The organism is Enterococcus devriesei (assembly GCF_001885905.1).
GTDB lineage: Bacteria > Bacillota > Bacilli > Lactobacillales > Enterococcaceae > Enterococcus_A > Enterococcus_A devriesei.
The window spans coordinates 56371-81534 of the sequence record NZ_JXKM01000013.1; the positions used below are offsets into that span (position 1 = coordinate 56371).

A 25164-nucleotide genomic window follows, 5' to 3' on the forward strand; every position below is an offset into this window, starting at 1 on the left:
AGAATATATGGAGACACGAACTGAACGAGATTCAATGGGGCCAATCGAAGTTCCGAAGGCAGCGTGGTGGGGAGCGCAAACTGAACGGAGTCGTCAAAATTTTAAGATTGGTGGGGAGAAAATGCCACCAGAATTGCTACAGGCTTTAGTTTTAGTGAAAAAAATGGCAGCGATTGCGAACCAACGAACGGGCAAACTTGAGGCCGAAAAAGCCTTAGCGATTCAAGAAGCGGCTGACTTACTGTTACAAGGCGAGAACTGGCAAGAGTTTCCCTTAGTTGTCTGGCAAACTGGCAGTGGAACCCAAAGCAATATGAATACCAATGAAGTGCTGGCTTATCTAGCTAGTCAAAAGGATTTGGCGGTTCATCCAAATGACGATGTGAATATGTCACAAAGTTCCAACGATGTGTTTCCAACAGCGATCCATCTAGCGGGAACATTGGCAATCGAAAAAAAATTATTGCCGGCGTTGCATGAGATGATCGGCATTTTAGAAGAGTTAGAAGAAGTTAACCAAGACGTGATCAAGATCGGTCGGACCCATTTGCAGGACGCGACGCCAGTAACTTTTGGTCAAGAGATCAGCGGTTGGCGCGCTGCTTTGGAGCATAACGAAAATATGTTGATCAATAGTTTGGCGGAATTGCGTCAATTGGCGATTGGCGGTACGGCGGTCGGGACCGGCTTGAATGCGTCGAAGGCCTATGAAGAAGCATTTATTGATGCGTTGAAGGAAGAGACGGGGATTCATTTTCTTAGTGAAGCCAATAAATTTCATGCTTTAGCTAATCGTGATGCGGTGGTGTTTGTCAGCGGAGCATTGAAATCATTGGCGGCAAATGCCATGAAGATGGCCAATGATATTCGCTGGTTGGCTAGTGGTCCTCGCAGCGGATTAGGTGAGATCACGATCCCAGCCAATGAACCCGGCAGTTCGATTATGCCCGGCAAAGTCAATCCAACGCAATGCGAGGCTTTAGCAATGGTGGCGGTTCAAGTGATGGGAAATGACACAGCGATCGGAATCGCGGCGTCTCAAGGAAATTTTGAATTAAATGTCTATTTGCCTTTGATCGCTTTCGATTTATTACAAAGTATTCGCTTGTTGACGGATGCTTTGCAGTCGTTCAGTGAGAATTGCTTGAAAGGCTTGCGGGTCAATCAAGAACGGATGGCGGAATTAGTGGAGCAATCCTTAATGCTGGTAACGTCATTGAATAGCCACATCGGTTATGATAAGGGTGCTGAGATCGCTAAGAAGGCCTATAACGAAGGCACGACCTTAAAAGCAGCGGCATTGACATTAGGCTATGTTACCGAAGAAGAATATGATGCGTGGGTCAGACCAGAAAAAATGATCGGAGAGAGAGCAAATGACTATTTATGATGAAGCGTTGACCGCTCATGAAAAATGGCGCGGTAAAATCGAAGTAACCAGTAAAGCCAGAGTCCGTAACAAAGAGGACCTTTCATTGGCTTATACGCCGGGGGTGGCGGAACCTTGTCGCAAGATTGCTGAGAATAAAAACAAAGCCTACGATTATACATGGAAAGGCAATAGTGTCGCAGTGGTGACGGACGGGACGGCGGTGTTGGGTTTAGGTGATATCGGACCTGAAGCAGCTTTACCTGTGATGGAAGGAAAGGCCTTGCTGTTTAAAGAGTTTGCCGACATTGATGCGGTGCCGATTTGTTTAGACACGAAGGACCCACAAGAAATTATCCAGATCGTCAAAGCAATCGCGCCGACTTTTGGCGGGATCAATCTCGAAGATATCAGCGCCCCGCGCTGTGTAGAAATCGAACGGGCATTGATCGAAGAGTTGAATATCCCGGTCTTTCATGACGATCAGCATGGAACAGCGGTAGTAGTGACCGCCGCGTTGATCAACGCATTGAAATTAGTCAAAAAAGACCCCCAAGAGTTGAAAGTCGTTATTTCCGGAACCGGTGCTGCCGGCAGTGCGATCATTCATATGCTAGTGGACCTTGGTGTCAAAAATATTATTGCCTTCAATAAAGATGGTGCGTTGAATCAAGAAATGGAGAACGCGACTTTTGTAGAAAAAGAAATCTTGGAATTGATTACGCCAAAAGATTTCAGCGGGACGATGGCGGAAGCCTTTGTTGGTGCCGATGTGTTTGTTGGTGTTTCAGCTCCTAATTTAGTGACTAAAGAAATGGTGGCCTCCATGAATGAAGGAAATATCGTTTTTCCAATGGCCAATCCTGAACCAGAGATCAGCTATCATGAAGCATTAGCTGGCGGTGCTGCTGTAGTCGGTACCGGGCGCTCGGATTATCCCAATCAAATCAATAATGTCCTGGCCTTTCCGGGCTTGTTCCGAGGGGCTTTCGCGGCGGAAGCGAAAAAGATTACACCAGGCATGCAGCTAGCTTGTGCTCACGCGATCGCCGATTCGATTCCTTATTCAGAACTAAGTTCGACCTACATTATCCCATCAGCCTTTGATGAAAATGTCGTGGATCTGATTACGATGAAAGTCGCTGCAGCTGCTAGAAAAGATGGCGTGACTCGTTCGTAGAAACTTGATCTAGCAAGGGTGGAAAAGAGTTGCTATCGACATTTTCAAGATGACAGGCTACATTTAGCTGGAAATCAAATTCTGAAAATGATGAAGGTGAAGCGAATGAAGATCAGTAAAAAATAAAAGAAGAACGCTTAAGTAAACAATGGACACAAGAACAATTAGCCAAAGAAATATTGGTTTCAAAACGAACGATCACGAACTGGGAGACGGGAAAAACAATTCCTGATATTGAAAGCGTGATTCGATTAGCAAAATTATTCCAGCTTTCCTTAGATGATCTGATGTTAGAGGATTCGGCTGTTGTAAAAGAAATCCAGCGAAAAGAAAAAATCGCGAAGCTAACTGGAATCTATTATATTGGTCCAGTCTTGACTGGGATTATTTTAGTCGTCATGATGTATCTCCCGAATCCCAATAGTGAATGGATGTTAGGTCTTATTGCAGTAGCCTCTATGAGCAACTGTTGCCCCTTTACTATTTTAAAGAGAAGTTGGGATTGCTAAAAGGAAAACCGAGTAAGGTTCAACGAGAGTTAAAGCAGATAAAAATCATTAGTGTGTGCATGATTGTACTGCTCAGTTTATTTATAGTCAGTTTGTATGTCATGTAGAAAGGAATCTGTTGAATGAGTAAAATTTTTGGAATGAGCTTTGCCAGTATTTATCCTCTGTATATTAAGAAAGCCGAGCGAAAGGATCGGACAAAAGCCGAGGTTGATGAAATCATTTATTGGCTAACGGGTTATGATGAGACTTCGCTACAGAAACAAATTCAGCAGGAAGTCGATATGACGACGTTCTTTGCAGAGGCCCCGCAGATGAATGAAAAAGTCACCTTGATTAAAGGAATGATCTGCGGTTATCGAGTAGAGGATATTGAAGATCCCTTGATGCAAAAAATTCGCTATCTTGATAAATTAGTCGATGAGTTGGCTAAAGGAAAAAAGATGGAGAAGATATTAAGAAAATAAATTTGGTTTGAAGGGTCGAATAGACTTGGATGATAAATCGATAACGAAATAGCTAACGTTGTATTTAAGGCTGCGATAATAGGTCGTAGCCTTTTTGGTACAATTTGATACTATTTTGATCTAGTTAATGAGGGGCTATTAACTAGATAATTTATTGAATTGTGAGTGACAGCGTTTAGAAAAAAAGCCCCCAAAATTTTTGGAGGCTTAGATAATTTTGTATGAGATTATATTTAATTTTTCGAAATGTCCAAAGTCTTTTTACATGGTTTGAAGCCACTATAAAGTGCGCAAAAGTGTGCGATTTTGAGATTATGCAAAACCTATCTATTTGAAGAATATACAGACTTTAAAAAAACATAAAAATTAATATCTTCAAATAATTCTTTAAAATTTGAAAGATTTTACAGCAAATGCATTAGCACCGGTTTTCTTCACTTGATCTTCAATCTCTTTTCTTACAATCGGCGTATCAACATCATTGAATCCCTCGCCTTTTACTCGAACATCCCAAGTTCCGTAAGAATTAGAATAACCATATGTTTGATCAGATAATAGGATATCTTTTAAAAAGTTACGTAGATGCGGCACCATTTGATCTGATTGTGCCTTTGTTAAGTTTCGACATTCGATTCGGGCGACTGTTTTATCCCCATTGACAATGGCGATATTTTGTTGCATATATCCAGGTTGATAGGTACGTAACTCTTGTTGTGTTCGTGCAGTTGCTTCGCTAAGCTTTTTGTTCGTTGGGTTACAGGTGATAACCATCGTGTATCGACCATCGTTTTGCTTAGTCGCTTTCACTTGATCTCGTAATAGTGTCCAACAATATTTTGTTTGAATCCAAGGAACCATTGTTTTGGCCTGATCATAGGAAATGTTATCAATCGCAATTCCATTTTTATTTCCGGGAGTTACTCCGCCTCCTTTTAAGCGATAGCAATAGGTAGGCGGTCCACCCATCCATCCCGAGGCTGCTGTTTCCCCAATCCCATTTAAAGGATAGGTGCAGTGAATAATTTGGCTATTACTTAAAAAAACTCCTGTGTGACCATTGGCTCCGCCACTTCCCCCTTTCGGACCTGAAACGAAGATATCGCCTCTTTTCGCTTCGTTACGATTGATTAACTGCAATAGACCACCTTCTAACCTGTAGAGACTTTCTGTGTTTCCGATGGATGTTCCACCCGCTAAGAACCCTGCTTCTATCAAAGCAAAATATACTGCTGAACTGCAATCATAACTATTCGGCCCCAATCGATTAGTCATCGAATATGTTACCCTGCCTTGTCTTGCTTTAAACCAATTAATTACTGATTCCGTGTTTGCCATAATTGTTCCTCTTTTCTTTTTATTATTCGAAGTGGCCACTTCTGACTATTACATTACACGAACATACATTTAGGATGTTGTCAGAAAAGAGACATCCAATTCGACAATTTAGATTAACCAAGTGAACCATTATCAGAGCATTAAGGCTGTAGATGTAAATTTAATGGTTTGTTTCTTTGAACTAGTTTTTAGTAATTCATTTACAATCAACTGAATTTACTTCTTAAAGCGTTATAAAAAACTAATTCAACTAACCTAGTTGTTTAGCGTATAAAATTGTTGGATTATTATTCAAAGGAGATTTTAAATAGTGATAATGAAAATCTCAAACCTTAAAAACCAATTCTTAAAAGCCCATTACTTTTGTGGTATACTACGTAAGAATCTATTTTTAAAGGAGGAGCCTCATGGCAGAGAAAGAAACATTTTATATTACTACGCCAATCTATTATCCAAGTGGCAAACTGCACATTGGGAATTCTTATACAACGATTGCCTGTGACGCGATTGCTCGCTACAAACGCTTGATGGGCTTTGACGTGTTTTATCTAACAGGTGTGGATGAGCACGGACAAAAAATTGAAAAGAAAGCCGATGAACTTGGCGTTGAACCCCAGGAGTATGTAGACAAGATGGCAGCGGACATCAAGAAATTATGGAAAACGTTGGACATCAGCTACGACAAATTTATTCGAACAACCGACGACTATCATCAAGCTTCAGTCAAAAAAATCTTTGATCAATTATTGGAACAAGGAGATATTTATTTAGGTGAATATGAAGGCTGGTATTCAGTTTCTGATGAAGAATATTTTACTGAAACGCAATTGGATGAAGTATATCGCGATGAAGAAGGCAATGTGATCGGTGGAAAAGCGCCAAGCGGTCACGAGGTTGAATTGGTTCGTGAAGAATCTTATTTCTTCCGTATGAGTAAATATGCGGATCGTTTGTTGGCTTATTATGATGAGCATCCAGAATTTATTCAGCCAGAATCTCGTAAGAATGAAATGATCAACAACTTTATCAAACCAGGCTTAGAGGACTTAGCGGTTTCACGGACGACCTTCAAATGGGGCATCCCGGTGAATGCTAATCCAGAGCACGTTGTTTATGTTTGGATCGACGCGTTATCCAACTACATTACGGCTTTAGGCTATGGTTCAGATGACGATAGCTTGTTCCAAAAATATTGGCCGGCAAATGTCCAAATGGTTGGGAAAGAGATCGTCCGTTTCCATACAATCTACTGGCCAATCATGTTGATGGCGTTAGAATTGCCATTACCAGAAAAAATTTATGGACATGGCTGGTTGATGATGAAAGACGGCAAGATGTCTAAATCCAAAGGCAATGTGGTTTATCCTGAGATGTTAGTTGAACGCTATGGTCTCGACGCTTTGCGTTATTATTTATTGCGGGCGATTCCATTTGGTTCAGACGGTGTGTTCACACCAGAAGATTTTGTTTCCCGCGTGAATTATGACTTAGCCAATGATTTAGGAAACTTATTGAATCGGACGATTGCGATGATCAATAAATATTGTGACGGCGTCGTACCAGCTTATAAATCACTAGTCACTGATTTTGACAGCGAGCTGTCAACGACGGCAGCCAATGTAGTCAGCCGTTACCGTGAATCAATGGACAAAATGGAGTTCAACAATGCGTTGTCAGAAGTTTGGACTTTGGTCTCACGGGCGAATAAATACATCGACGAAACTGAGCCGTGGGTCTTAGCGAAGGACGAAGAACGTAAAGCGGAGCTTAACAGCGTAATGGTCCACTTAGCAGAAAGCTTGCGAATCGTAGCTATTCTTTTACAACCAGTTATGACTCAAACACCAAAACGGATTTTTGAGCAATTAGGGTTGAATGTCGAAATGATGAACTTAGAAAAAATTCATTTTGGGGAATTCCCAGAAGATACGAAAGTGACACCGAAAGGCAAGCCAATCTTCCCACGTTTAGACATGGAAGAAGAGGTTGCGTATATTCAGGCAAAAATGTCTGAAGGCAGTCAACCAGAGGATGAAAAAATCAAATGGAATCCAGAAGAAACGGAATTGGTTTCGGTAAAGGATAAAGAAATCAAATTTGATGTTTTCGATAAGGTTGAATTGAAAGTTGCGGAAGTCATGGAGTGCAAAAAAGTTGAAGGCGCCGATAAACTATTGCAATTCCGTTTAGACGCCGGCGACAAACAAGATCGTCAAATCCTTTCCGGGATCGCGGAATTTTATGCTGATCCAGAAAGCTTAGTCGGAAAGAAATTGATTATCGTGGCGAACTTGAAACCGCGGAAAATGCGGGGAGAAGTCAGTCAAGGAATGATTCTTTCAGCGGAAGCTCCGGACGGGACGTTAAAAGTCGTGGAAGCACCTAATGAGATGCCAAACGGCGCGATCGTGGGATAAAAATCAAGCTCTCGAAGTTAAAACGCTTCGAGAGCTTTTTGTATACAGATCCGCTATACTTTAGCTTAATAAAAGCTAAGTTTAAACAAGGAGTGATGATGATGCCGCTAATTGCGATTTTAATCGATGTGTTAACATTAGGTGGGTATTTTTTTCAATTAAATAATGGTGGGCCAGGTGTCTATTTACTCGGTCTGATTTTTCAATTAATCATGACCATCGTTTTGTTGGTTATTCTGGTTGGCTACCACGGGAAAAAGTATTCCGGCTTTCGACCAGAAGGGTATTCTTATTTGACAATTCGGTATGGGATTATCATGATCTCGTTTATTATAAATGGTATCGCGCTATTCTTATACGGCTTAAATTATTTTGGGATCAATGATGTCATCTTTTCAAATTTTTAAGACTTAACCAAGTCCTTTAGCGTAAAGTTTGAAAATATGTTATAGTGAAAGAACACGAAAGATATTTTTATGCGACACTTTAACTCATTTTGATGAAATTTAATCAAACTGGCGTAACTAAAGGGTTACAAGGATGTATTAGAAGGATTTGGGAATACATCGTTTAAACGAGAAATAGTTAATTTTTAGTAATAGTCAACACCCTCAACTTTAGAATAATAAATATTGATTAGTTAGATAGCCCCCTCTTAATCGAGGGGGCTATCGTTCATTTTAAAAGCTTTTGATCACTTAAGTAAAGTCGATCAAAAGCTTTTTTTTGTTGCTATGTCAACCTTAAAGGCCATTATTTTTTTGTGTTGCTGAAAAAAAATGGGAAAAGTCCAGGATACAGAAAAACAATTTTCTATGCCTCAAAAGAGGATAAGGCCGCTTTTCATCCATTTTTTCTCACGATTAAAATCAATTAATAGTGCCGCGTTTTATTTTTTTGAAAAATAAGATTATAAGTCCTGATTGTCATAACACAAAGAATCGAAAAAAATGAAGAAAGACCAGCCTAAAAGCTTATTTAAATTACAAAATCAGAAACAACGTAACTGGCTGATGTTATTATTAAGCTAATTTGATATCGCTAAATATAGTTGATAGGATTAAATTAATGAAATAGTCTGATTTTTTAATGTTATTTTTTGGAGTGTTTCTAAGTTGTTGTAAATAAATTAGAAGGGGCGAGGGGAGAAAAAAACTTAGGGGGAGACAATTTTTTTAACCAGTGTCGTCATTATTTTTTTGTAGGAAGGAGATGAGGTTGATGATGCATAAAGGAAGGCGAATCTTTAGTGGTCTGCTATTGATTGGTATGTTGATTAGTTTATTTCCGTTGAAAAATGCGGCTAGAGCGGAAGATGCACCGGCGAAAGACGATATCTTAGTTACGAATGTACAAATAACAAATCAGTTGGGGGAGACTATTGCTGATCAAGGGGAGATCGCTACAGATGAACTGTTGACACTCGATCTGTCTTGGGAAATGGCTCAATCGAAGCTGATTGAAGAGGGAGAAAGCTTCGTAATCCCGCTACCACAAGCGCTGAATTATCTGGAAGCAAATGGTTCTTTGCCTGACGGAATGGGAAATTATCAATTAAGCGGTAACCAGCTTCAATTGACATTTACCCAGAATTATCAAATGGAACCAGATGATAGGTTGCCAGATTATGGTTCGGTCAAGCAGTATCAAGGTACTTTGAAGCTACAAGCACAAGCAACTGAAACAGAAGAAAAGACACTTGCATTAGATTTTGGTAATCAAATTCTTCAACATGTGACAATTAAAAGTGAAGCGAAAAATAAAGAGCAGATCCCTATAGAAGAAGGGAACCAATCAAATGAAAATAGAACTGATTTGAATGATCCACACGATTTGAATGAGCGCAATGTTTGGGTGATTCGCAGTATGAAGGTCTTAAACGAAGCGGGAGAACCTTTCACTGAGGAACAACCGCCAACACGAAACGACAATATTCAAATCGATTTTACTTGGGCATTGAAAGATGATGTTGATATAGCTGATGGGGATTACTATACGTATCAATTACCTAATTATTTTGCGGTTCATAATGCTTTAATCGATGAAGAACTAGAAAATAGCACACCTGGGGGGGATTCATTAGGAACTTTTGATTTGAGTACAACTGGGGTATTAACGATCAAGTTCAATGGAAAAGCCTCCGGTTTAAGTAACCGCGAGGGCACCATCGAGCTTTTTACTCAATTGGATATTAGCGAGGAAATCATCCAAATAGTGACGGAAGAAGAGATCAATGAAGATGGTAGTACTAGTGGAAAGGTAGAAGTATCGGTTGCAAAGGCTAAAATAACGAAAGTAGGAACAATAGACACAGAGAATAATAATAATGTGATTAATTGGGAAATTATTATCAACGAGAATAGCCTTAAGCTTGCAAATGTCAAAGTGACGGATGCTTTAGGGCATGGCCAACGATTTTTAACAACTGGTTGTGAGATTCCAGATGGAAAAGGCGGTTGGGTCACAGCGCCGGCTGGCTTTTACCAATGTATTCATAACCATGAAAATGGGGACTTTGTATTAAATTTTCCTGATTTAGAAAAAAATAATAAAAAACTAGATCATCCTGTTAAATTTATTGTTCGTTCTAAGATCACCGATGTTACTACAGTAAGTTCGTATTCAAACTCGGCTGTTATAGAAGGGACTAATTTTGATTTTAGTCGGGCTGATGCCAGTGTGGATAGAGTCGATATCGATAACTATAAATTTTTAAATGATTCACAATTTGAAAAGGGCATTTTAGATTGGCGGATCAAAGCAACAATTGAACATGATGGCGGAACGATTGTTGATCAGATGTATCCAAACACATCTTGGCCTGATGGAGCACTGCATTATTTGGCTGAAGATACATTGGTGATTGAAGATGCATTAGGTAATAAAATCGAATCTGGTGACTGGAAATTTATACCTACTGAAGAAGTGAAGAAAAAGGGGAAAATTATTCGGTTCGGGATCAAGTTAAAAAATGCGGGAACGTACTATTTGAGTTATCAGACGAAGACGTTTGATGTACCGCCAACGATCGGAAAAGATATCACAAATTACGCGTGGATCGAAGGCGTCCGATATAACGGAAGTCAAAAAATCGATGATGATAATCTATTAGGTGTACTTAAGTATCATGCAGGGACGGATTATACGAAACGTGAAATCACTTGGTGGACAACAATTAATAGAAATAAGATCGTCATGAAAAATGCAGAGATCACTGATCTTTATAGCCGGGTTGATGGAATAAATAATAAATCTGCGTTAAGACTAAACGCAGAAACGCTTAAAATTTATCCTCATAATGCAAATGGACATATAGATGAAAGTCGAGAATTGGAACTGGATGAGGACTTCACCTTAGAATCAAAAGGCGATGATTATGTTGATGGTTTTGTAATCAAGTTGATAGGAGATTATGCGACCACTAGTGAGACCTTAGAGATTCGGTACAACACCCACTTTAATATGGAGAATCAGAAAACGAGTGATAATGGATTGCAAAGTAACTATTTCGTGAATTCAGCGATCGTGAGATACAAAAATGATGCTGATGAGGATGGTTATGATTCCCATGAAACGGAAATGTGGGTAGATAATTTATTTGGTAAAAATGGATGGAAGTATGGTGCCTATGTCGCTAAGGGGGAAGAGTATAAAAACCAAAAAAGTCCTTTTGAAGGGGAGAAACCTGGTGAAAATTCTGTTTACTGGACGGTTCCATTAAATATTTGGGGACTGAAATTACCAGCAGGGACAGTCATTAAAGAGGATCTGCAAGCAGGACAGACGCGAGGTGATATACGGATTCATAAAGTAGATTTCGCACGTGAAAACTACACAGTTATCCTCAAAAATATTGGAGCTCAACTTCAGGAAAATGTTGATTTCAAAATTATCCCGAATGGTGAAGACTCTAATGATTTCGGTGTGGAGCTATTAAAAGAAATCGATGAACCTTTTGCGATCTTTATTAAAGCGAAAGCCAGCAACGATGTCTTTCAGTATAAAAACAAAGTTGAAATGGCTGTCGAGGGCATGAATACGCTCAATTTGGAAGCACTCGTCGAGAAAAGTTCGCAAAGCGCTTGGTTGAGTAAAACAGGGACGCAAGGAATAGAAGACGATCAAGGAGCCTTCCAAGCAAATTGGGAGCTGGTATTAAACAAAGATGCACGGACCGTCAAAGACCCAGTCATCACCGATACGATCGTCACCAATGAGCAAACCTTCCAACAAAAAGACGGTAAAGTCAAAGTTAAAGCGTATAAAGCAATCAAAAAAAATTTAGGGAACTTTGAAAAAGGGGAAGAAGTCGATCTAACCAAAGATGGGTGCTCGGTCGATTTAGAAAACGATATGGTGAATGGAACCCAAACGTTGAAAGTTTCGCTAGGAGCCAGCATCGACGGACCTTATATCATCGAGTATTTTACAAATATCGATCCGGCACTACGAAATGGTACTCAAATCAGGAATGCAGCTAAATTGTTAGGCTTAGATCAAGTCATTAGCGAGACAACTAAAACAATCGAAGTAAAATCTACTCAAGGGTCAGGAACCTCAACTGGTGTGGATGGGTCTTTGAAGATCCGCAAGCTTGATGAAAAAAGAGAGCTGATCGATAAAGTTGCGGAATTTGAACTTTACCGTGTTGATGCCAGCGATAATTTACTTAAATTTCTGTCTAGTGTGAAAGTCAAAGGTGAGCGTATCGTTGAGGTCGTCGGCACCTCAGTTGATTTAGAAAAAATCGTAAATCTTCGTTATGGAAAATACGCGATCAAAGAAATCACCTCACCTGACGGTTATGAATTAGACGGCACAACCCATCGATTTACTATCGATAACACGAATAAAGACTATATCTATGAAGCGATTAATAAAAAAATCAAACCATTTGAACTGTCAATCTTGAAACTAAGCAAAGCAGACGAAAGTAAATTAATTGATGCGAAATTCACTTTATACCCTGAAAATTCAGATCAAGCATTGGCGACAGCCGTGACCGATAATAACGGGATTGGGAAGTTTAAAAAAAATGACGACACTTCGTATGTATTAGAGGCTGGAAAAAAATATAGAGTCAAAGAGATGGAAGCGCCAAAAGGATTCGTAAAATTCAAAGATGACTTTGTGGTTACGATCTCTCAAAAAGGGGAAGTCACGGTTAGCTATAATAATGTGGATTTAGACGCGAAAGATCTATCCGTCACGCAAGGTCAAGGAGAGGCAAACTCGCAAATTCAATTTACAGCTAGAAACGATGCGCGAATGCCATTACCGAAAACTGGCGGAGATGGTTTAGCCGCGACGATTACACTTGGACTTGCCGCGATCTTGATCGCACTGTGGTATCACTTTCCAATCAAAAAAAGGAGGGATTGGCATGAAGAAAGTCGTTAGGTTGGTAATGCTTTTGACAATCATCCTTCCGCTCCTTTGGGTAAAGCCAGACCAAGTACAGGCGGAAACAGAAACGGTCGCTGTTACGCTTCATAAGCTTGTTTTCCCTGAAAATGGGATGCCGCAAGAAAGTGAGAATACCGGTGAGGAACGGCTGAAAGAATATCCCGGATTGAATGGGGTGACCTTTGATGTTTATGATGTGACAAAGGATTTTTATCAAGCGTTGGCCGAGTCACAAACAAAAGATTTAAAAGAAATCCAACGGCAATTACAAGGAATGGATTTGTCGAAACGACAGTTTGTAGCACAGCACACGACCGCAACAGTTAATGGAGAAGATGGTATCGCTAAGTTTGACTTGTCGAAACTAACGGGTGATGGGGAAAATGCCGTCTATTTATTCCGAGAGAGCGCCGCGCCAAGTGATGTAAAAAGCAAGGCGGCTGATATGGTGCTGGCTTTACCGCTAGTTGATGAAAAAGGAGCGGCATTAACAGAACCGATCCACTTATATCCGAAAAATGAAATCGTTCAGCAGCCCTTTGAAAAAAGGATTGTTGACACGAAGGACAGTTATCAGCTGGGAGATCAAATCAACTACCATTTAACAACTAAACTACCGTCAAGTTTGTCGATGTACAACAAATATTTGATCTCGGATCATGCGGACAATAGTCTGCTGTTGGACCCGCAATCGATCAAAGTGGAGATCGGTGGAAATATTTTTTCCGGGTATCAATTGCAAGCGACCCAGAATAGTTTCAAATTGAATTTTGATTTGGAGCAGTTGAAGCCTCACGCCGGAAAAACCGTATCGGTCAAATATACGATGACCCTAGATAGCCAAGAACGAGTGGATGTAGATATCATCAACACAGCCGAACTGGAAACAAATTTTGACAAGATTACTCGGAAAAAAACAGTCAAAACTGGTGGGAAAAAGTTTGTTAAAGTAGACGTCGCAAAAAGGGACGCTACTCTAGCTGGTGCAGAATTTTTAGTGAAAAATCAACAAGATGAATATCTGCAAATGAGTGGAAAAACCTATCATTGGACTAAAGATAAAGGAAATGGCGCACTGGTTAAGTTGATTTCAAGCAATGAAGGAGTTTTTGAAATCAAAGGATTGCGTTATGGAAAATATCGACTGGAGGAAATCAAAGCACCACTCGGATATGTTTTAAGTAAAAGTGATATTTCATTTGAAGTCTCAGAAAATAGCTACACCTTTTCTGATGGTATCCTGCCAGTCGTTAATCAAAGAGACACCGTAGAGACCAAAGGATCGGGACAGAGAACAGGAAGTCAACGTGTTAACACAGCATTGCCACAAACGAAGCAGCCGTCTGCTTCATCAAGTACACGCTCGCAATTGCCTAAGACGAATATGTTGAAAAATTTGAGCATGATCATTGCAGGCTGCTTAATATTGATTCTAATCGTCTCAATAATCGTTACTCGACGTAAAAAATTGAAAGGGTGAAAAAAATGCAAATTAGAAAAAGTTTTGGACGCATAATCCTGTTATGCACGTTGTTAGTTCCACTATTTTTAAGTGGGCAGGCCCCAATCGTTGAAGCGTTGGAGGAAACGCAGAATGTCGTGCTGCATAATCTCAAATTCGACCAATTACCAGCAGAAGAGCAAAATACTGGGGATCTGATGTCGAACTTTCAAGGCGATCCTTTGCCGGGCTCGGTTTATACTGCTTATGATGTGACGGACACTTATTGGAAAGCTTATAATGCTGAATCAGGAGCACATGATAAAAAAGAAGCTGCTGGGATTACAGCAGCTGAAAAAGCGGATATATCAACTGCAACGAACTTTGTTTTCCCTGAAACGGATCAAAATGGGCTAGCTAAAGTAGATCTCCCAATAAAATCAGGTGATGACAACGCTATTTATCTGATCAAACAAACAGACTTTCCAGAAGGCGTCATACAGGCAAAATCGAAACCATTTGTACTTGGCTTGCCGTCACACAAAGATGATGGAACGTTGAGAGGCGAAGTCCATGTCTATCCTAAGAATGAATATGCGACTAATGATTTAATCTTTAGAAAGTATGGTGTCGATGAAAAAGGGGATACATCTGTGCTTAAAGATGCGCTGTTCATTTTGAAAAAGGAAGGCGGCAACTATTTTAATTCTGGAACGAATCAATTTGACATAGTAGATGAAAAAAATGCTACTAAAATTCCTTCCGATGCGAAGGGAGATGTCAAACTTACGGGGTTGATATTGGCTTCAGGAACCTATGAGTTTTATGAAGTTGAAAGCTCAGTGGCAACCGGAGAAAAACAAACCGGTCCTAAAGAAGACGAACTATTTCACTTCATTAAAAATCCAGCCGTTATAGTCACTGTCTCTGAGGAAGGTGTGGTAACTAAGTATGAGTATTATGATCAAAACTCGAACTTACAATCTATTACACCACCGGTAAGTGAAGATAATATTGCCAAAGCCTACAACTTTAAAGTTCCAGAAATTAAAAAGACAGTTGATGATGAAAAAGTTGAACAAGGACAGATCGTCAGTTACACGATCTCCCAAAAAATTCCAGCAGATATCACGGATTATACGATGTACAATCTCATTGATACGTATGATAAGCGTTTAGAGCTTTGCTGCAGCGAAGCGGATATCAAAGGAAGTATCAAGATCGATGGCCAGCCAGTGGTCCTAGCCCCAACGTATTCGACAGGTGCAAATACATTTACATTGGCATTTAATCCAAGTGACCTGGCTAAGTACGCGAAAAAAACATTAACTTTTGTGGCGACCATGAGGGTGAAGACGGGAACCGATTTAAGCTTCATGGATAACGATGTTACCTTCGAAAATAATTTCCGAGATGAGACGGACAAGAAGCAAATCATTACTTACGGGAAAAAATTTGTGAAAGTTGATAATAAAACCGACAAACAATTAGCAGGCGCTGAATTTGTGATCAAACAAGGGGCTAGGTTCTTGCAGTTGATTAATAACAACGGTGAAAAAATAACTTCTATTACCGGAGATGATTGTGATTACACCGTGAAGTGGGTAGCGAATGAGACGGATGCAACGAAACTGATCTCTAACAGTGAAGGACGGTTCGGGATTTATGGACTGGATTCTAATGTGGCGAATTATTATACCTTAGTTGAAACCAAATCACCTGATGGGTATGTAGGTTCAGCAGAGCTGAAATTTACCGCGGATGATTGCACATCACCGATATTGAAAGTTGGGAATAAGGCAAAAGGTATTCTGCCGATGACCGGGGGTATGGGTACGATTGGCTTACTCGTTGTAGGATTAGTTGGGCTTGCGGCTGGTATTGGCTACTTTAGAAAACGCAAGGTGATGGAGTCATAGAGACTTACTTACGGGAAAAGGGCTGTTGCAGCACTTTTCTCTTTTACTAGATTGATTGAGAAGGGGGAAATCAGATGAAAAAGAAACCGCGATTCATTTTGGATATTGTGATGTTTTGTGTCTTGATTGGCGGCACAATCGCGGTACTCTACCCCTTCGTCAGTGATGTTGTGATGAATTTTTGGGATCAGCAAGTAATTAACTATTATCAAAAAAAAGCCAATGAGGAAAATCAGGAAGCGCTGGAAAAGGAGCAGCTTCGTCTGGAGCAGGAGAATCAACGGATCGCTAAAGAAGCGCGGCCCGGAGCCGACCCATTTTCCCAAAAGAAACCCGCTGCCGAGCAACCGACAAAAGATTATTTTGAAACGCATACGATCGCGATTTTGCGAATTCCCAAAATCCATGTGGAATTGCCTATTTTTGATGAGACCAATGAAGCTTTCTTGAAACGAGGAACCGCATTATTGGAAGGAACTTCTTACCCTAATGGCGGAGCAAGTACCCATACAGTCATTACCGGACACCGGGGGTTAATGGAGGCGAAGCTCTTCAATGACTTGCCTAAATTAAAAAAAAAGAACCAATTTTATATCGAAATCAATCGCCGGACACTAGCCTATCAAGTCGACCAGATTGAAACGATCGAACCGACGGAAATTGAAGCCTTAGATATTATTAAAGGTAAGGATTACGTCACACTATTGACCTGTACGCCTTATGGGATCAACAGTCATCGCCTTTTAGTTCGGGGCCGACGGATTCCTTTCAAAGCCGAAATGAAAAAAGAGATACACAAAGCCAATCAGAATAAAAAGGTCTTCAACGTAGCGATTATTATAGGAAGTATTTTATTGCTTCTGTTAATTGGTAAACTCATCAAAAATAAATTTAAAAAGCGATCGATTCAAAATTAATCGAAGGATAAGTTGAGAACAAAATAAAGACCGATCACATGCGGATCGGTCTTTTCTGAGTTTATTAAGTCGAGTAGTTTAAGCGTGCAACACTTCAACAATTTTTTCATTAAAGGCAGGCAAATCGTCAGGTGTCCGACTAGTGACTAATTTATTATCCACTACAACCGCTTCGTCTTTCACGATTGCGCCAGCATAGCCAACATCTGGTCGCACTGTTGTATAAGCGGTCATGGTTCGGCCTTTTGTTAATCCTGTCTGGATAAACAGTTGTGGGCCGTGGCAAATGGCAAAGAGTGGTTGATCTTTGTCTAAGAAATAACTTACAAATGAAACAAAGCGAGAATCGGCACGTAATTGATCAGGAGAAAAACCACCTGGGATCAGCAAAGCGTCGAAATCCTCCGGCTTTACTTCGTCAATACTTTTGTCACTGGTAAATTTTGTGCCCTTTTTACCGGTAATTTCTTGATTGGCTTCGAAGCTGATCAAGGTCACTTCGTTTCCATCTTTTTCTAAGGCTTCTTTGGGAGAGGACAACTCAACATCCTCAACTAAATCAGTAACAAGTACAGCAATTTTCTTGGTCATTGATATTCCTTCCTTTCGTCTTATCTATTTTTACCCTAAAGGATTATAGTAATTAATTCAATTAATTTGTTTGTGATTTTTAATCAAAATTAAATGAAAGTTCAGGATAAAATGAAACGAATGGTTACTTTTTAGTGTTTAGCAGTGAATAGCGGTTCTGTACTTTAAGCTCTATTTAAGTTTTGCTAGTTATAGTGTAGTCACCAACAAATAATCTTTCTTCTTTTCGCTAGTCACTTATTCGTGGCTAGTTTTTTATTTAAAAAAAGCGATTTTAAACGAATTCCTCAGTGATGAATTATATCGTATGTCTAAGCTAGTAAAAGCTATCCGACGAACCAAATCACGATTTACATAAAAAAGTTTTTGGATAAATATTTTTGTAAAATTCATTGACAGCGTTTTCTTAATTTGTTAAGATTATTTTGAATTAAATAGACCAAATGATGGATAGTGATTGTTTTATTACAAGCTAAACCTGATGACGTGTACGATTTATTTGTCGTACCCTCATTGGGTTTTTTTGTTGCCCTAAAACAGGAGGTGACTTTATAAAAAAGAACAAACTTGGGTTTGACAACAGTTACGAACGTATCTATCATTTTAAGTGAACGGAGTCCTTGGAAAAGATTTCAAGTAGCGAATGTCGCAGAACGGAGGAGCGTTGAATGCAAATTCGAAAGATTTTAAACAACAATGTGGTTATCACAACGAATCAAAAAAATAACGAAGTCGTTGTGATGGGGCGTGGTCTAGCCTTTCAGAAAAAAGTCGGGGATGAGATAGCAGAAGATGCGATCGATAAGACCTATCATCTCGCCAATAGCGATCTGTTGCATAAATTTCAAGAGTTGTTAGAAGATATGCCAATTAGCTATGTAGAGATTGCCAACGACATTATTGATGAAGCCAAAGTAGCTCTGAAGAATCCATTAAACGACTCACTCTACATTTCTATTACTGATCACTTATACGCATCGATTCAACGAGTAAAGGAAGGCGTTCGTGTTCGCAATTTATTATTATGGGACATCAAACGATTTTTTCCAGATGAATTTTCCGTTGGGGTAAATGCAGTTGAGAAAATCAAACTTAAATTCGGTATTGATCTTGGTGAAGATGAGGCCGGCAACATTGCGTTGCATCTAGTAAACGCACAAACGGAAAACGATAATGACGATGCTTTTATGATGACAGAGATGATGCAGGAAATCATCCAAATAACCAGCTATTATTTTAAAGTTCAACTTGATGAAGACTCTGTCTATTTCTATCGTTTTACGACGCATCTGCGTTTCTTCGCTTCTCGAATCATGAATCAACGGCAAGTCACCGATGAGACAGATGATGAGTTATTATTGATTATTCAAAAAAAATATCAAAATGCTTATCAATGCGTCGAGCGAATCGCCGAGTTTATCGAGCAAACCTATCATTACACAATGTCAAATGATGAAAAATTATATTTAACGATTCATATTGCACGCTTGGTGCAAAAAGTAAGTCAATAGAAGCCAATAACCTCGTGAGAATTGTTTAGCGCTGAACAGTCTCAACGGTGGTTACTAACGAAAAATGAATACGCTACCAAAAAATAGGAGGAAGACAAACATGGGAAAGTATCATGAATTAGCAGAAAAGATCGTCGCAAATGTCGGCGGAAAAGAAAATATTAATAGCCTAACACATTGCATTACGCGCTTGCGTTTCAAATTAAAGGACGAAAGTAAAGCTAATGATGACGTATTGAAAAACATGGACGGTGTCGTGACAATCATGCACAGTGCTGGACAATATCAAGTTGTTATCGGCAATCACGTCGGACAAGTTTATGACGATGTATTGGATATTGCTGGAATTAGCGGCGAAGGCGGCGCACCAGAGGAAGCCTCAGGTAATATCTTCAACCGCTTCATCGATGTAATCAGTGGAATTTTCCAGCCGTTTCTAGGTGCTTTGAGTGCCGGCGGGATGATCAAAGGTCTGAATGCTTTATTAGTGGCGGCGGGTGTATTGACGCCTGAAAATGGCACTTACGTGGTATTGAATGCTATCGGTGATGCGATCTTCATGTTCTTACCAGTAGCTGTAGCGATTACCGCTGCTAAAAAGTTCGGGGTCAATCAGTATGTCGGGTTAGTCATTGGTGGTGCATTGTGTTATCCAGCCATTCAATTATCGGCACTGACTGCAGTGGAAGGCGTTCAACCATTGTATACTTTGTTCGCTGGCGGGATGTTTGAAAGCCCAGTCTATATGACCTTCATGGGACTTCCTTTTGTGGCCAATAACTACACGAGTAGTGTTATTCCGTCAATCTTGATTGTCTGGTTGGCTAGTAAACTACAGAAGCCATTACGTAAAATCGTCCCAGAAGTGATTCAAAACTTCTTTATTCCGTTTTTCTTATTGCTAATTGCTTTACCGATTGGATTCCTAGTGATCGGTCCAGTTATCACGATCTTGACGAATATGTTAGCAACTGGCTTTGATAATCTATTGAATTTCTCTCCAATTTTATTTGGTTTAATTGTTGGTTTGTTCTGGCAAGTATTGGTTATCTTTGGCCTACATTGGAGTATTATCCCGATCGCGATCTTGCAATTAGGTACGATGGGCTATGCAACAGCATTGGTTGGGACATTTGGTGCCAGCTTCGCTCAGACAGCAGCAGTAGCAGCAATGTATTTCCGTTTAAAGAATCCGAAAGAAAAAGCATTAGTGGTACCAGCTGTTATTTCTGGGATTTGCGGAGTAACGGAGCCGGCAATCTACGGTCTGTCTCTTCCTAAGAAAAAACCATTCATTTTCTCAATGGTTGGGGGTGCTGTATCTGGAGCCTTCTTAATTGCTATGAATACTCGTTCATACGTAATGGGCGGCTTAGGAATCTTCGGAATTCCCAACTTCATCAACCAGCAAACTGCGGATACCTCTGGTGCTATCTACTCAATCATTGCTATCGTAATCGCTTCAGTTATTGGCTTTGGCTTAACCTTCTTCTTCTGGAGAGATGATGAAGTTGTGGAAGTTGAAGAAGGACAAAAAGCAATGGAAGTTCGTAAAGAAATCGTTACTGCTCCTGTTCAAGGAACGATGATGCCATTATCAACAGCGAAAGACCAAGCCTTCGCACAAGGTGTTCTAGGTAAAGGTGTTGTTATCCATCCGACTAAAGGTGAAGTAGTAGCGCCATTTGACGGTACAGTTATGACGATGTTCCCAACGAAACATGCAATTGGTTTAGTTTCAGATAATGGGTTAGAAGTATTGATCCACATTGGGTTAGATACCGTCCAGTTAGACGGAAAATATTTTGAATCATTTGTAGAACAAGGCGCTAAGGTTAAACGCGGAGATAAATTAGTTACTTTTGATATCGACGCAATCGAAGCAGCTGGTTACAGTGTAGAAACACCAGTTATCGTAACCAACACTGCTGATTATCTTGATATTATTGAAGCAGATCAAAAAGCAGATGTCTGCAACGATGATGAGTTATTAACGGTACTAGTGTAATATTCTTTTCCTTAAAAAAGTTCGGGACCTAGACAAAGGTCCCGAACTTTAATTTGGTAAAAACGATTCTGTTATTTGAATCATGGATTCTGGAGATTCGGCCATAATGGCGGAGCTGGTTTTTCGCTTATCGACTAATTCGCTGATCGTGATCAGATGATTCAGGTTTTTTTGATAATCTTCAGCGAAGACACAGCTGTACAGAACGTCTAATAAGTAGCAGATGGACGAGTTGATGGTAAAGTTGGCGATTTTTGTATAAAGTCGTTCGCGAGTGGTCATTCGTAAGACGGCCTGACTAAGTGAGCCTAGTGTATTGTCACCGATGCTAGTTAACGCGATGATTGGAATATTTTGTTTTTGTAAAATCTTCGCGATTTGTAAAATATGACTATTTTCACCCGTATAAGAAATCAAAATGGCACACGTATCTTCTTGACTATTGAAGGCTTCATAAGCATCTTCTCCCATCGTTTGGTTCGTCACGACGTTTTTCTGGATGCGACGCATCTTCAAAGCGAAGTCTTGGGAGATCAATAAATTGGCGTTACCGCCGAATATCTTGATTTGTTTTGCGGTGAGAAGTAGTTGTTTCGCTTTTTGCAGATCGTCATGATTTAGCAAACTCAAAGTATCGTCGATCGTTGTTCGTTCTAAAGAAGCGATTTTATTGGCGATAGTCATTAAGCCATCATTGTTTTGAAAAGGAAAATTAGCATCAACATCTTCAAAGTAGGTTTGCAGGTAGGTTTGTTCTGCTAAAAATTCGTTTCGCAATTCTAGCCAGCCATTGTAGCCTAATTTTTTTGCGACTCGAATTAACGTTGAGGGATGCACGTAATTAGCTTCTGCGATTTCTTTGATGGTCATTGATTCGATCGTGGTCCCTTTGTCTAAAATATACCCGACTAGGGCTGTTTCGGCATTAGAGAAATCAGTTTGTTTCATTTTTTCAGTTAAAAGCATATTGTCACCACCAGTTTCAAATTGTTTACATTTATTATAAATGATTTGTAAATCGTTTTGTGAGTTCTTAGAAAGAAATGCGTAAATATTCCATTGATATTTACAAAATTAAGCGTTTTCTTATTCTTGTTTGTAAATATCAATGGAATAACTTGTGATTGGATTGAAAAAAGTTTTTACGAATTAGATAATTAGATTGTAAATAAAAACAGAAGGAGTCGATCGAATGACAGCAGGAGTAAAAATCGCCACAATTGGTGGAGGTAGCAGTTACACCCCCGAATTAATGGAAGGTTTTATTAAACGTTACGATGAATTACCAGTTCGTGAGATCTGGTTAGTCGATATTGAAGCAGGACGTGAAAAAGTAGAAATCGTCGGCGCAATGGCTCAACGGATGTGGGATGCTTCACCTTATGATGTGAAAGTTCATATTACTTTAGACCGTGAAGAAGCGTTAAGAGATGCGGATTTCGTTACAACTCAATTCCGGGTTGGCTTATTAGAAGCTCGGATCAAAGACGAACGTATTCCAGCCTACTATGGCATGTTAGGGCAAGAAACGAATGGTGCTGGTGGCATGTTCAAAGCCTTCCGGACTGTTCCAATCATCTTAGACATCGTAGAAGACATGAAACGTTTATGTCCAGACGCTTGGCTGATTAACTTCGCTAATCCAAGTGGTATGGTGACTGAGGCTGTCGTTCGTTATGGAAAATGGGACAAAGTCATCGGTTTGTGCAATGTTCCAGTTATGGCCCAAATGATCGAACCTGAGTTATTAGGCAAACAACCAGATGAATTGATTTACAAATTTGCCGGCTTGAACCACTTCCATTGGCATAAAGTAACTGACGCTCATGGGAAAAATGTCACACTAGATATTATCAACAAAATGTACGAAGGCGATGAAACTGGAATGCCTAAGAACATTCATGATATCCCGTTCCCAAGAGAAATCTTAGAACAAATGCAAATGATTCCTTGTGGCTACCACCATTATTACTATCAAGAAGAAGAAACACTGAGTCACGCGCTAGAAGAATACAAAACAGTCGGCACCCGTGCACAACAAGTCAAACAAACGGAAACTGAATTGTTTGAATTATACAAAGATCCAAACTTGGATTACAAACCAGAACAATTAGGCAAACGTGGCGGCGCGTATTATTCTGATGCGGCTTGTGAATCAATCGCTTCGATTTATGCCAACAAAAATACACAATTAGTAGTCTCAACGAAAAATGACGGCGCTGTGCCGGATCTTCCAGCAGACTGTGTCGTAGAAGTATCGGCCTATATCGGCGGACAAGGCGCGCGTAATGTGGCCTTTGGCGAATTGCCGGTAGCGGAACGCGGCTGGTTGCAAGTCATGAAAGCAATGGAATTATTGACGATCGAAGCAGCAGTGACGGGTGATTATGATACGGCTTTACAAGCATTCACCATCAACCCATTGGTTCGTTCAGGTAAAACAGCTCAACGGATCATGGATGAATTATTTATCGCACACAAAGATTTCTTGCCAAACTTCAAAGAAACGATTGAACGCTTAGAAAAAGAAGGTATCGAAGTTCAGGATGAAGTGGCACGTGAATTAGACTTAGCAAAAGTATAGAAAGCAGGGAAAGAATAAATGGGATTTAGAAAAGATTTTTTATGGGGTGGCGCAACGGCTGCCAATCAATGTGAAGGTGGCTATAACGAAGGTGGACGCGGATTAGCTAACGTGGACGTAGTTCCAATCGGCGAAGATCGTTTCCCAGTGATTGCCGGGAAGAAAAAAATGTTTGATTTCGACGATGAGCATTTTTATCCTGCTAAAGAAGCAATCGATATGTACCATCATTGGAAGGAAGATATCAAGTTATTCGCGGAAATGGGCTTTAAAACGTATCGCTTGTCATTAGGCTGGAGCCGGATTTTCCCACAGGGTGACGAAACAGAGCCGAATGAAGAAGGGCTGAAATTCTACGAAGACATCTTCAAAGAATGTAAAAAATATGGCATCGAACCATTAGTGACGATCACTCACTTTGACTGCCCAATGCACTTAGTAGAAAAATATGGCGCATGGCGTAGCCGTGAATTAGTCGGCTTTTACGAAAACTTATGTAACGTGATCTTCAATCGTTACAAAGGGTTAGTCAAATATTGGTTAACCTTCAATGAAATCAATATGATTTTACACGCACCATTCATGGGTGCTGGTTTGTACTTTGAAGAAGGCGACAATGTTGAGCAAGTTAAATATCAAGCGGCCCACCATGAATTAGTTGCTTCTGCAATCGCAACGAAGATCGCTCATGAAGTAGATCCAGAAAATCAAGTTGGTTGTATGCTAGCAGCTGGCTCTTACTATCCATATACGCCAAAACCTGAAGATGTTTGGGCTGGGCGTCAAGATGAACGGGAAAACTATTTCTTCATCGATGTACAATCGCGTGGTGAATATCCAGCATACGCTTTGAAAGAAATGGAGCGTAAAGGGATCGAAGTGAAAATGGAAGAAGGCGACAAAGAGTTATTAAAAGCTCATACGGTTGACTTCATCTCCTTCTCTTACTACTCTTCACGGGTAGCGACGACTGATCCTGAATTGTTGGAACAAACAGCCGGCAATATCTTTGCCTCTGTCAAAAATCCTTACTTGGAAGCAAGTGAATGGGGTTGGCAAATTGATCCTCTAGGTTTGCGGATCACGATGAATGATTTGTATGATCGTTATCAAAAACCATTGTTCATCGTGGAAAACGGCTTAGGTGCAGTGGATACACCAGATGAAAATGGCTATGTCGAAGATGATTACCGCATCGACTACTTAGCTAAACACGTAGAAGCGATGAGAGATGCAGTTGATCAAGATGGCGTGGATCTATTAGGCTACACGACTTGGGGTTGTATCGACCTTGTATCTGCCGGAACAGGTGAAATGAAGAAACGCTACGGCTTCATTTATGTGGACCGTGACAATCAAGGCAATGGAACTTTGAAACGCAGCAAGAAAAAATCATTCGATTGGTATAAGAAAGTAATCGCTACGAATGGTGAAGATTTAAGTAATTAATGTAACTGCCGAGACTTGGAGCATTCAAGTCTCGGTTTTTTTGTATGTTCTGAAAACCACT

The 25164-nt window shown here is 40.1% G+C and carries 17 protein-coding genes; 14 read left to right on the plus strand and 3 right to left on the minus strand.

Annotation, left to right across the window (positions count from 1 at the left end):
* Window positions 1-7: 7 nt before the first annotated feature.
* From fumC to RV00_RS13870, 4 genes are all read left to right on the plus strand, one after another.
* Window positions 8-1390, plus strand: a complete 1383-nt coding sequence (gene fumC, locus RV00_RS13855) for a class II fumarate hydratase (RefSeq protein ID WP_071863150.1) — start codon at window positions 8-10, stop codon at window positions 1388-1390.
* Window positions 1377-2549 carry an NAD(P)-dependent malic enzyme gene (locus tag RV00_RS13860; protein ID WP_071863151.1) on the plus strand — a complete coding sequence of 391 codons (1173 nt, stop codon included), beginning with the start codon at window positions 1377-1379 and terminating at the stop codon, window positions 2547-2549. The genes fumC and RV00_RS13860 overlap by 14 nt, the downstream gene beginning before the upstream one ends.
* 179 nt (window positions 2550-2728) lie before the next feature.
* A complete protein-coding gene (locus tag RV00_RS13865; RefSeq protein WP_249024106.1) occupies window positions 2729-3058 on the plus strand; it encodes a helix-turn-helix domain-containing protein in 330 nt (109 codons plus the stop codon).
* 122 nt (window positions 3059-3180) lie between these two features.
* Window positions 3181-3525: a DUF2200 domain-containing protein gene (locus RV00_RS13870; RefSeq protein WP_071863152.1), complete on the plus strand. Its 345-nt coding sequence runs from the start codon at window positions 3181-3183 to the stop codon at window positions 3523-3525.
* A 387-nt stretch (window positions 3526-3912) separates the two neighbouring features.
* On the opposite strand, the gene RV00_RS16720 is transcribed toward RV00_RS13870, so the two are convergent.
* The gene (locus tag RV00_RS16720) at window positions 3913-4860 is read right to left on the minus strand and encodes a peptidoglycan amidohydrolase family protein (protein WP_071863153.1); all 948 of its coding nucleotides are present in this window, start codon (window positions 4858-4860) and stop codon (window positions 3913-3915) included.
* A 407-nt stretch (window positions 4861-5267) separates the two neighbouring features.
* Between RV00_RS16720 and metG the strand changes: the two genes are divergently transcribed.
* From metG to RV00_RS13905, 6 genes are all read left to right on the plus strand, one after another.
* The gene (metG, locus tag RV00_RS13880) at window positions 5268-7277 is read left to right on the plus strand and encodes a methionine--tRNA ligase (RefSeq protein ID WP_071863154.1); all 2010 of its coding nucleotides are present in this window, start codon (window positions 5268-5270) and stop codon (window positions 7275-7277) included.
* A 101-nt stretch (window positions 7278-7378) separates the two neighbouring features.
* Window positions 7379-7684 (plus strand): hypothetical protein, encoded by a 306-nt coding sequence (locus tag RV00_RS13885; RefSeq protein ID WP_071863155.1) that lies wholly within the window; start codon window positions 7379-7381, stop codon window positions 7682-7684.
* 814 nt (window positions 7685-8498) lie between these two features.
* Entirely contained in the window at window positions 8499-12677 is a 4179-nt protein-coding gene (locus RV00_RS13890) for an LPXTG cell wall anchor domain-containing protein (RefSeq protein ID WP_071863156.1), read from the plus strand.
* The gene (locus RV00_RS13895; protein ID WP_071863157.1) at window positions 12661-14163 is read left to right on the plus strand and encodes a SpaH/EbpB family LPXTG-anchored major pilin; all 1503 of its coding nucleotides are present in this window, start codon (window positions 12661-12663) and stop codon (window positions 14161-14163) included. Before RV00_RS13890 ends, RV00_RS13895 begins: the two co-directional genes overlap by 17 nt.
* 5 nt (window positions 14164-14168) lie before the next feature.
* On the plus strand, window positions 14169-16043 hold the full coding sequence (locus RV00_RS13900; RefSeq protein ID WP_071863158.1) for a SpaH/EbpB family LPXTG-anchored major pilin: 1875 nt from the start codon (window positions 14169-14171) through the stop codon (window positions 16041-16043).
* 74 nt (window positions 16044-16117) lie between these two features.
* Window positions 16118-16960 carry a class C sortase gene (locus tag RV00_RS13905; protein WP_071863159.1) on the plus strand — a complete coding sequence of 281 codons (843 nt, stop codon included), beginning with the start codon at window positions 16118-16120 and terminating at the stop codon, window positions 16958-16960.
* Between the two features lie 78 nt (window positions 16961-17038).
* Here RV00_RS13905 and RV00_RS13910 read toward each other — a convergent pair whose 3' ends face one another.
* Entirely contained in the window at window positions 17039-17551 is a 513-nt protein-coding gene (locus tag RV00_RS13910) for a type 1 glutamine amidotransferase domain-containing protein (protein WP_071863160.1), read from the minus strand.
* A gap of 668 nt (window positions 17552-18219) precedes the next feature.
* Here RV00_RS13910 and licT point away from each other — a divergent pair.
* Together licT and RV00_RS13920 are read left to right on the plus strand one after the other, a co-directional pair.
* A complete protein-coding gene (gene licT, locus RV00_RS13915) occupies window positions 18220-19062 on the plus strand; it encodes a BglG family transcription antiterminator LicT (protein ID WP_071863161.1) in 843 nt (280 codons plus the stop codon).
* A gap of 100 nt (window positions 19063-19162) precedes the next feature.
* Window positions 19163-21070 carry a beta-glucoside-specific PTS transporter subunit IIABC gene (locus RV00_RS13920; protein WP_071863162.1) on the plus strand — a complete coding sequence of 636 codons (1908 nt, stop codon included), beginning with the start codon at window positions 19163-19165 and terminating at the stop codon, window positions 21068-21070.
* Window positions 21071-21118: 48 nt separating this feature from the next.
* On the opposite strand, the gene RV00_RS13925 is transcribed toward RV00_RS13920, so the two are convergent.
* Entirely contained in the window at window positions 21119-22036 is a 918-nt protein-coding gene (locus RV00_RS13925; protein WP_071863163.1) for a MurR/RpiR family transcriptional regulator, read from the minus strand.
* Between the two features lie 226 nt (window positions 22037-22262).
* On the opposite strand from RV00_RS13925, the gene RV00_RS13930 reads away from it, so the two are divergent.
* Together RV00_RS13930 and RV00_RS13935 are read left to right on the plus strand one after the other, a co-directional pair.
* Window positions 22263-23654, plus strand: a complete 1392-nt coding sequence (locus RV00_RS13930; RefSeq protein ID WP_071863164.1) for a 6-phospho-beta-glucosidase — start codon at window positions 22263-22265, stop codon at window positions 23652-23654.
* Window positions 23655-23672: 18 nt separating this feature from the next.
* Window positions 23673-25103 carry a 6-phospho-beta-glucosidase gene (locus tag RV00_RS13935; protein ID WP_071863165.1) on the plus strand — a complete coding sequence of 477 codons (1431 nt, stop codon included), beginning with the start codon at window positions 23673-23675 and terminating at the stop codon, window positions 25101-25103.
* Window positions 25104-25164: the final 61 nt, after the last annotated feature.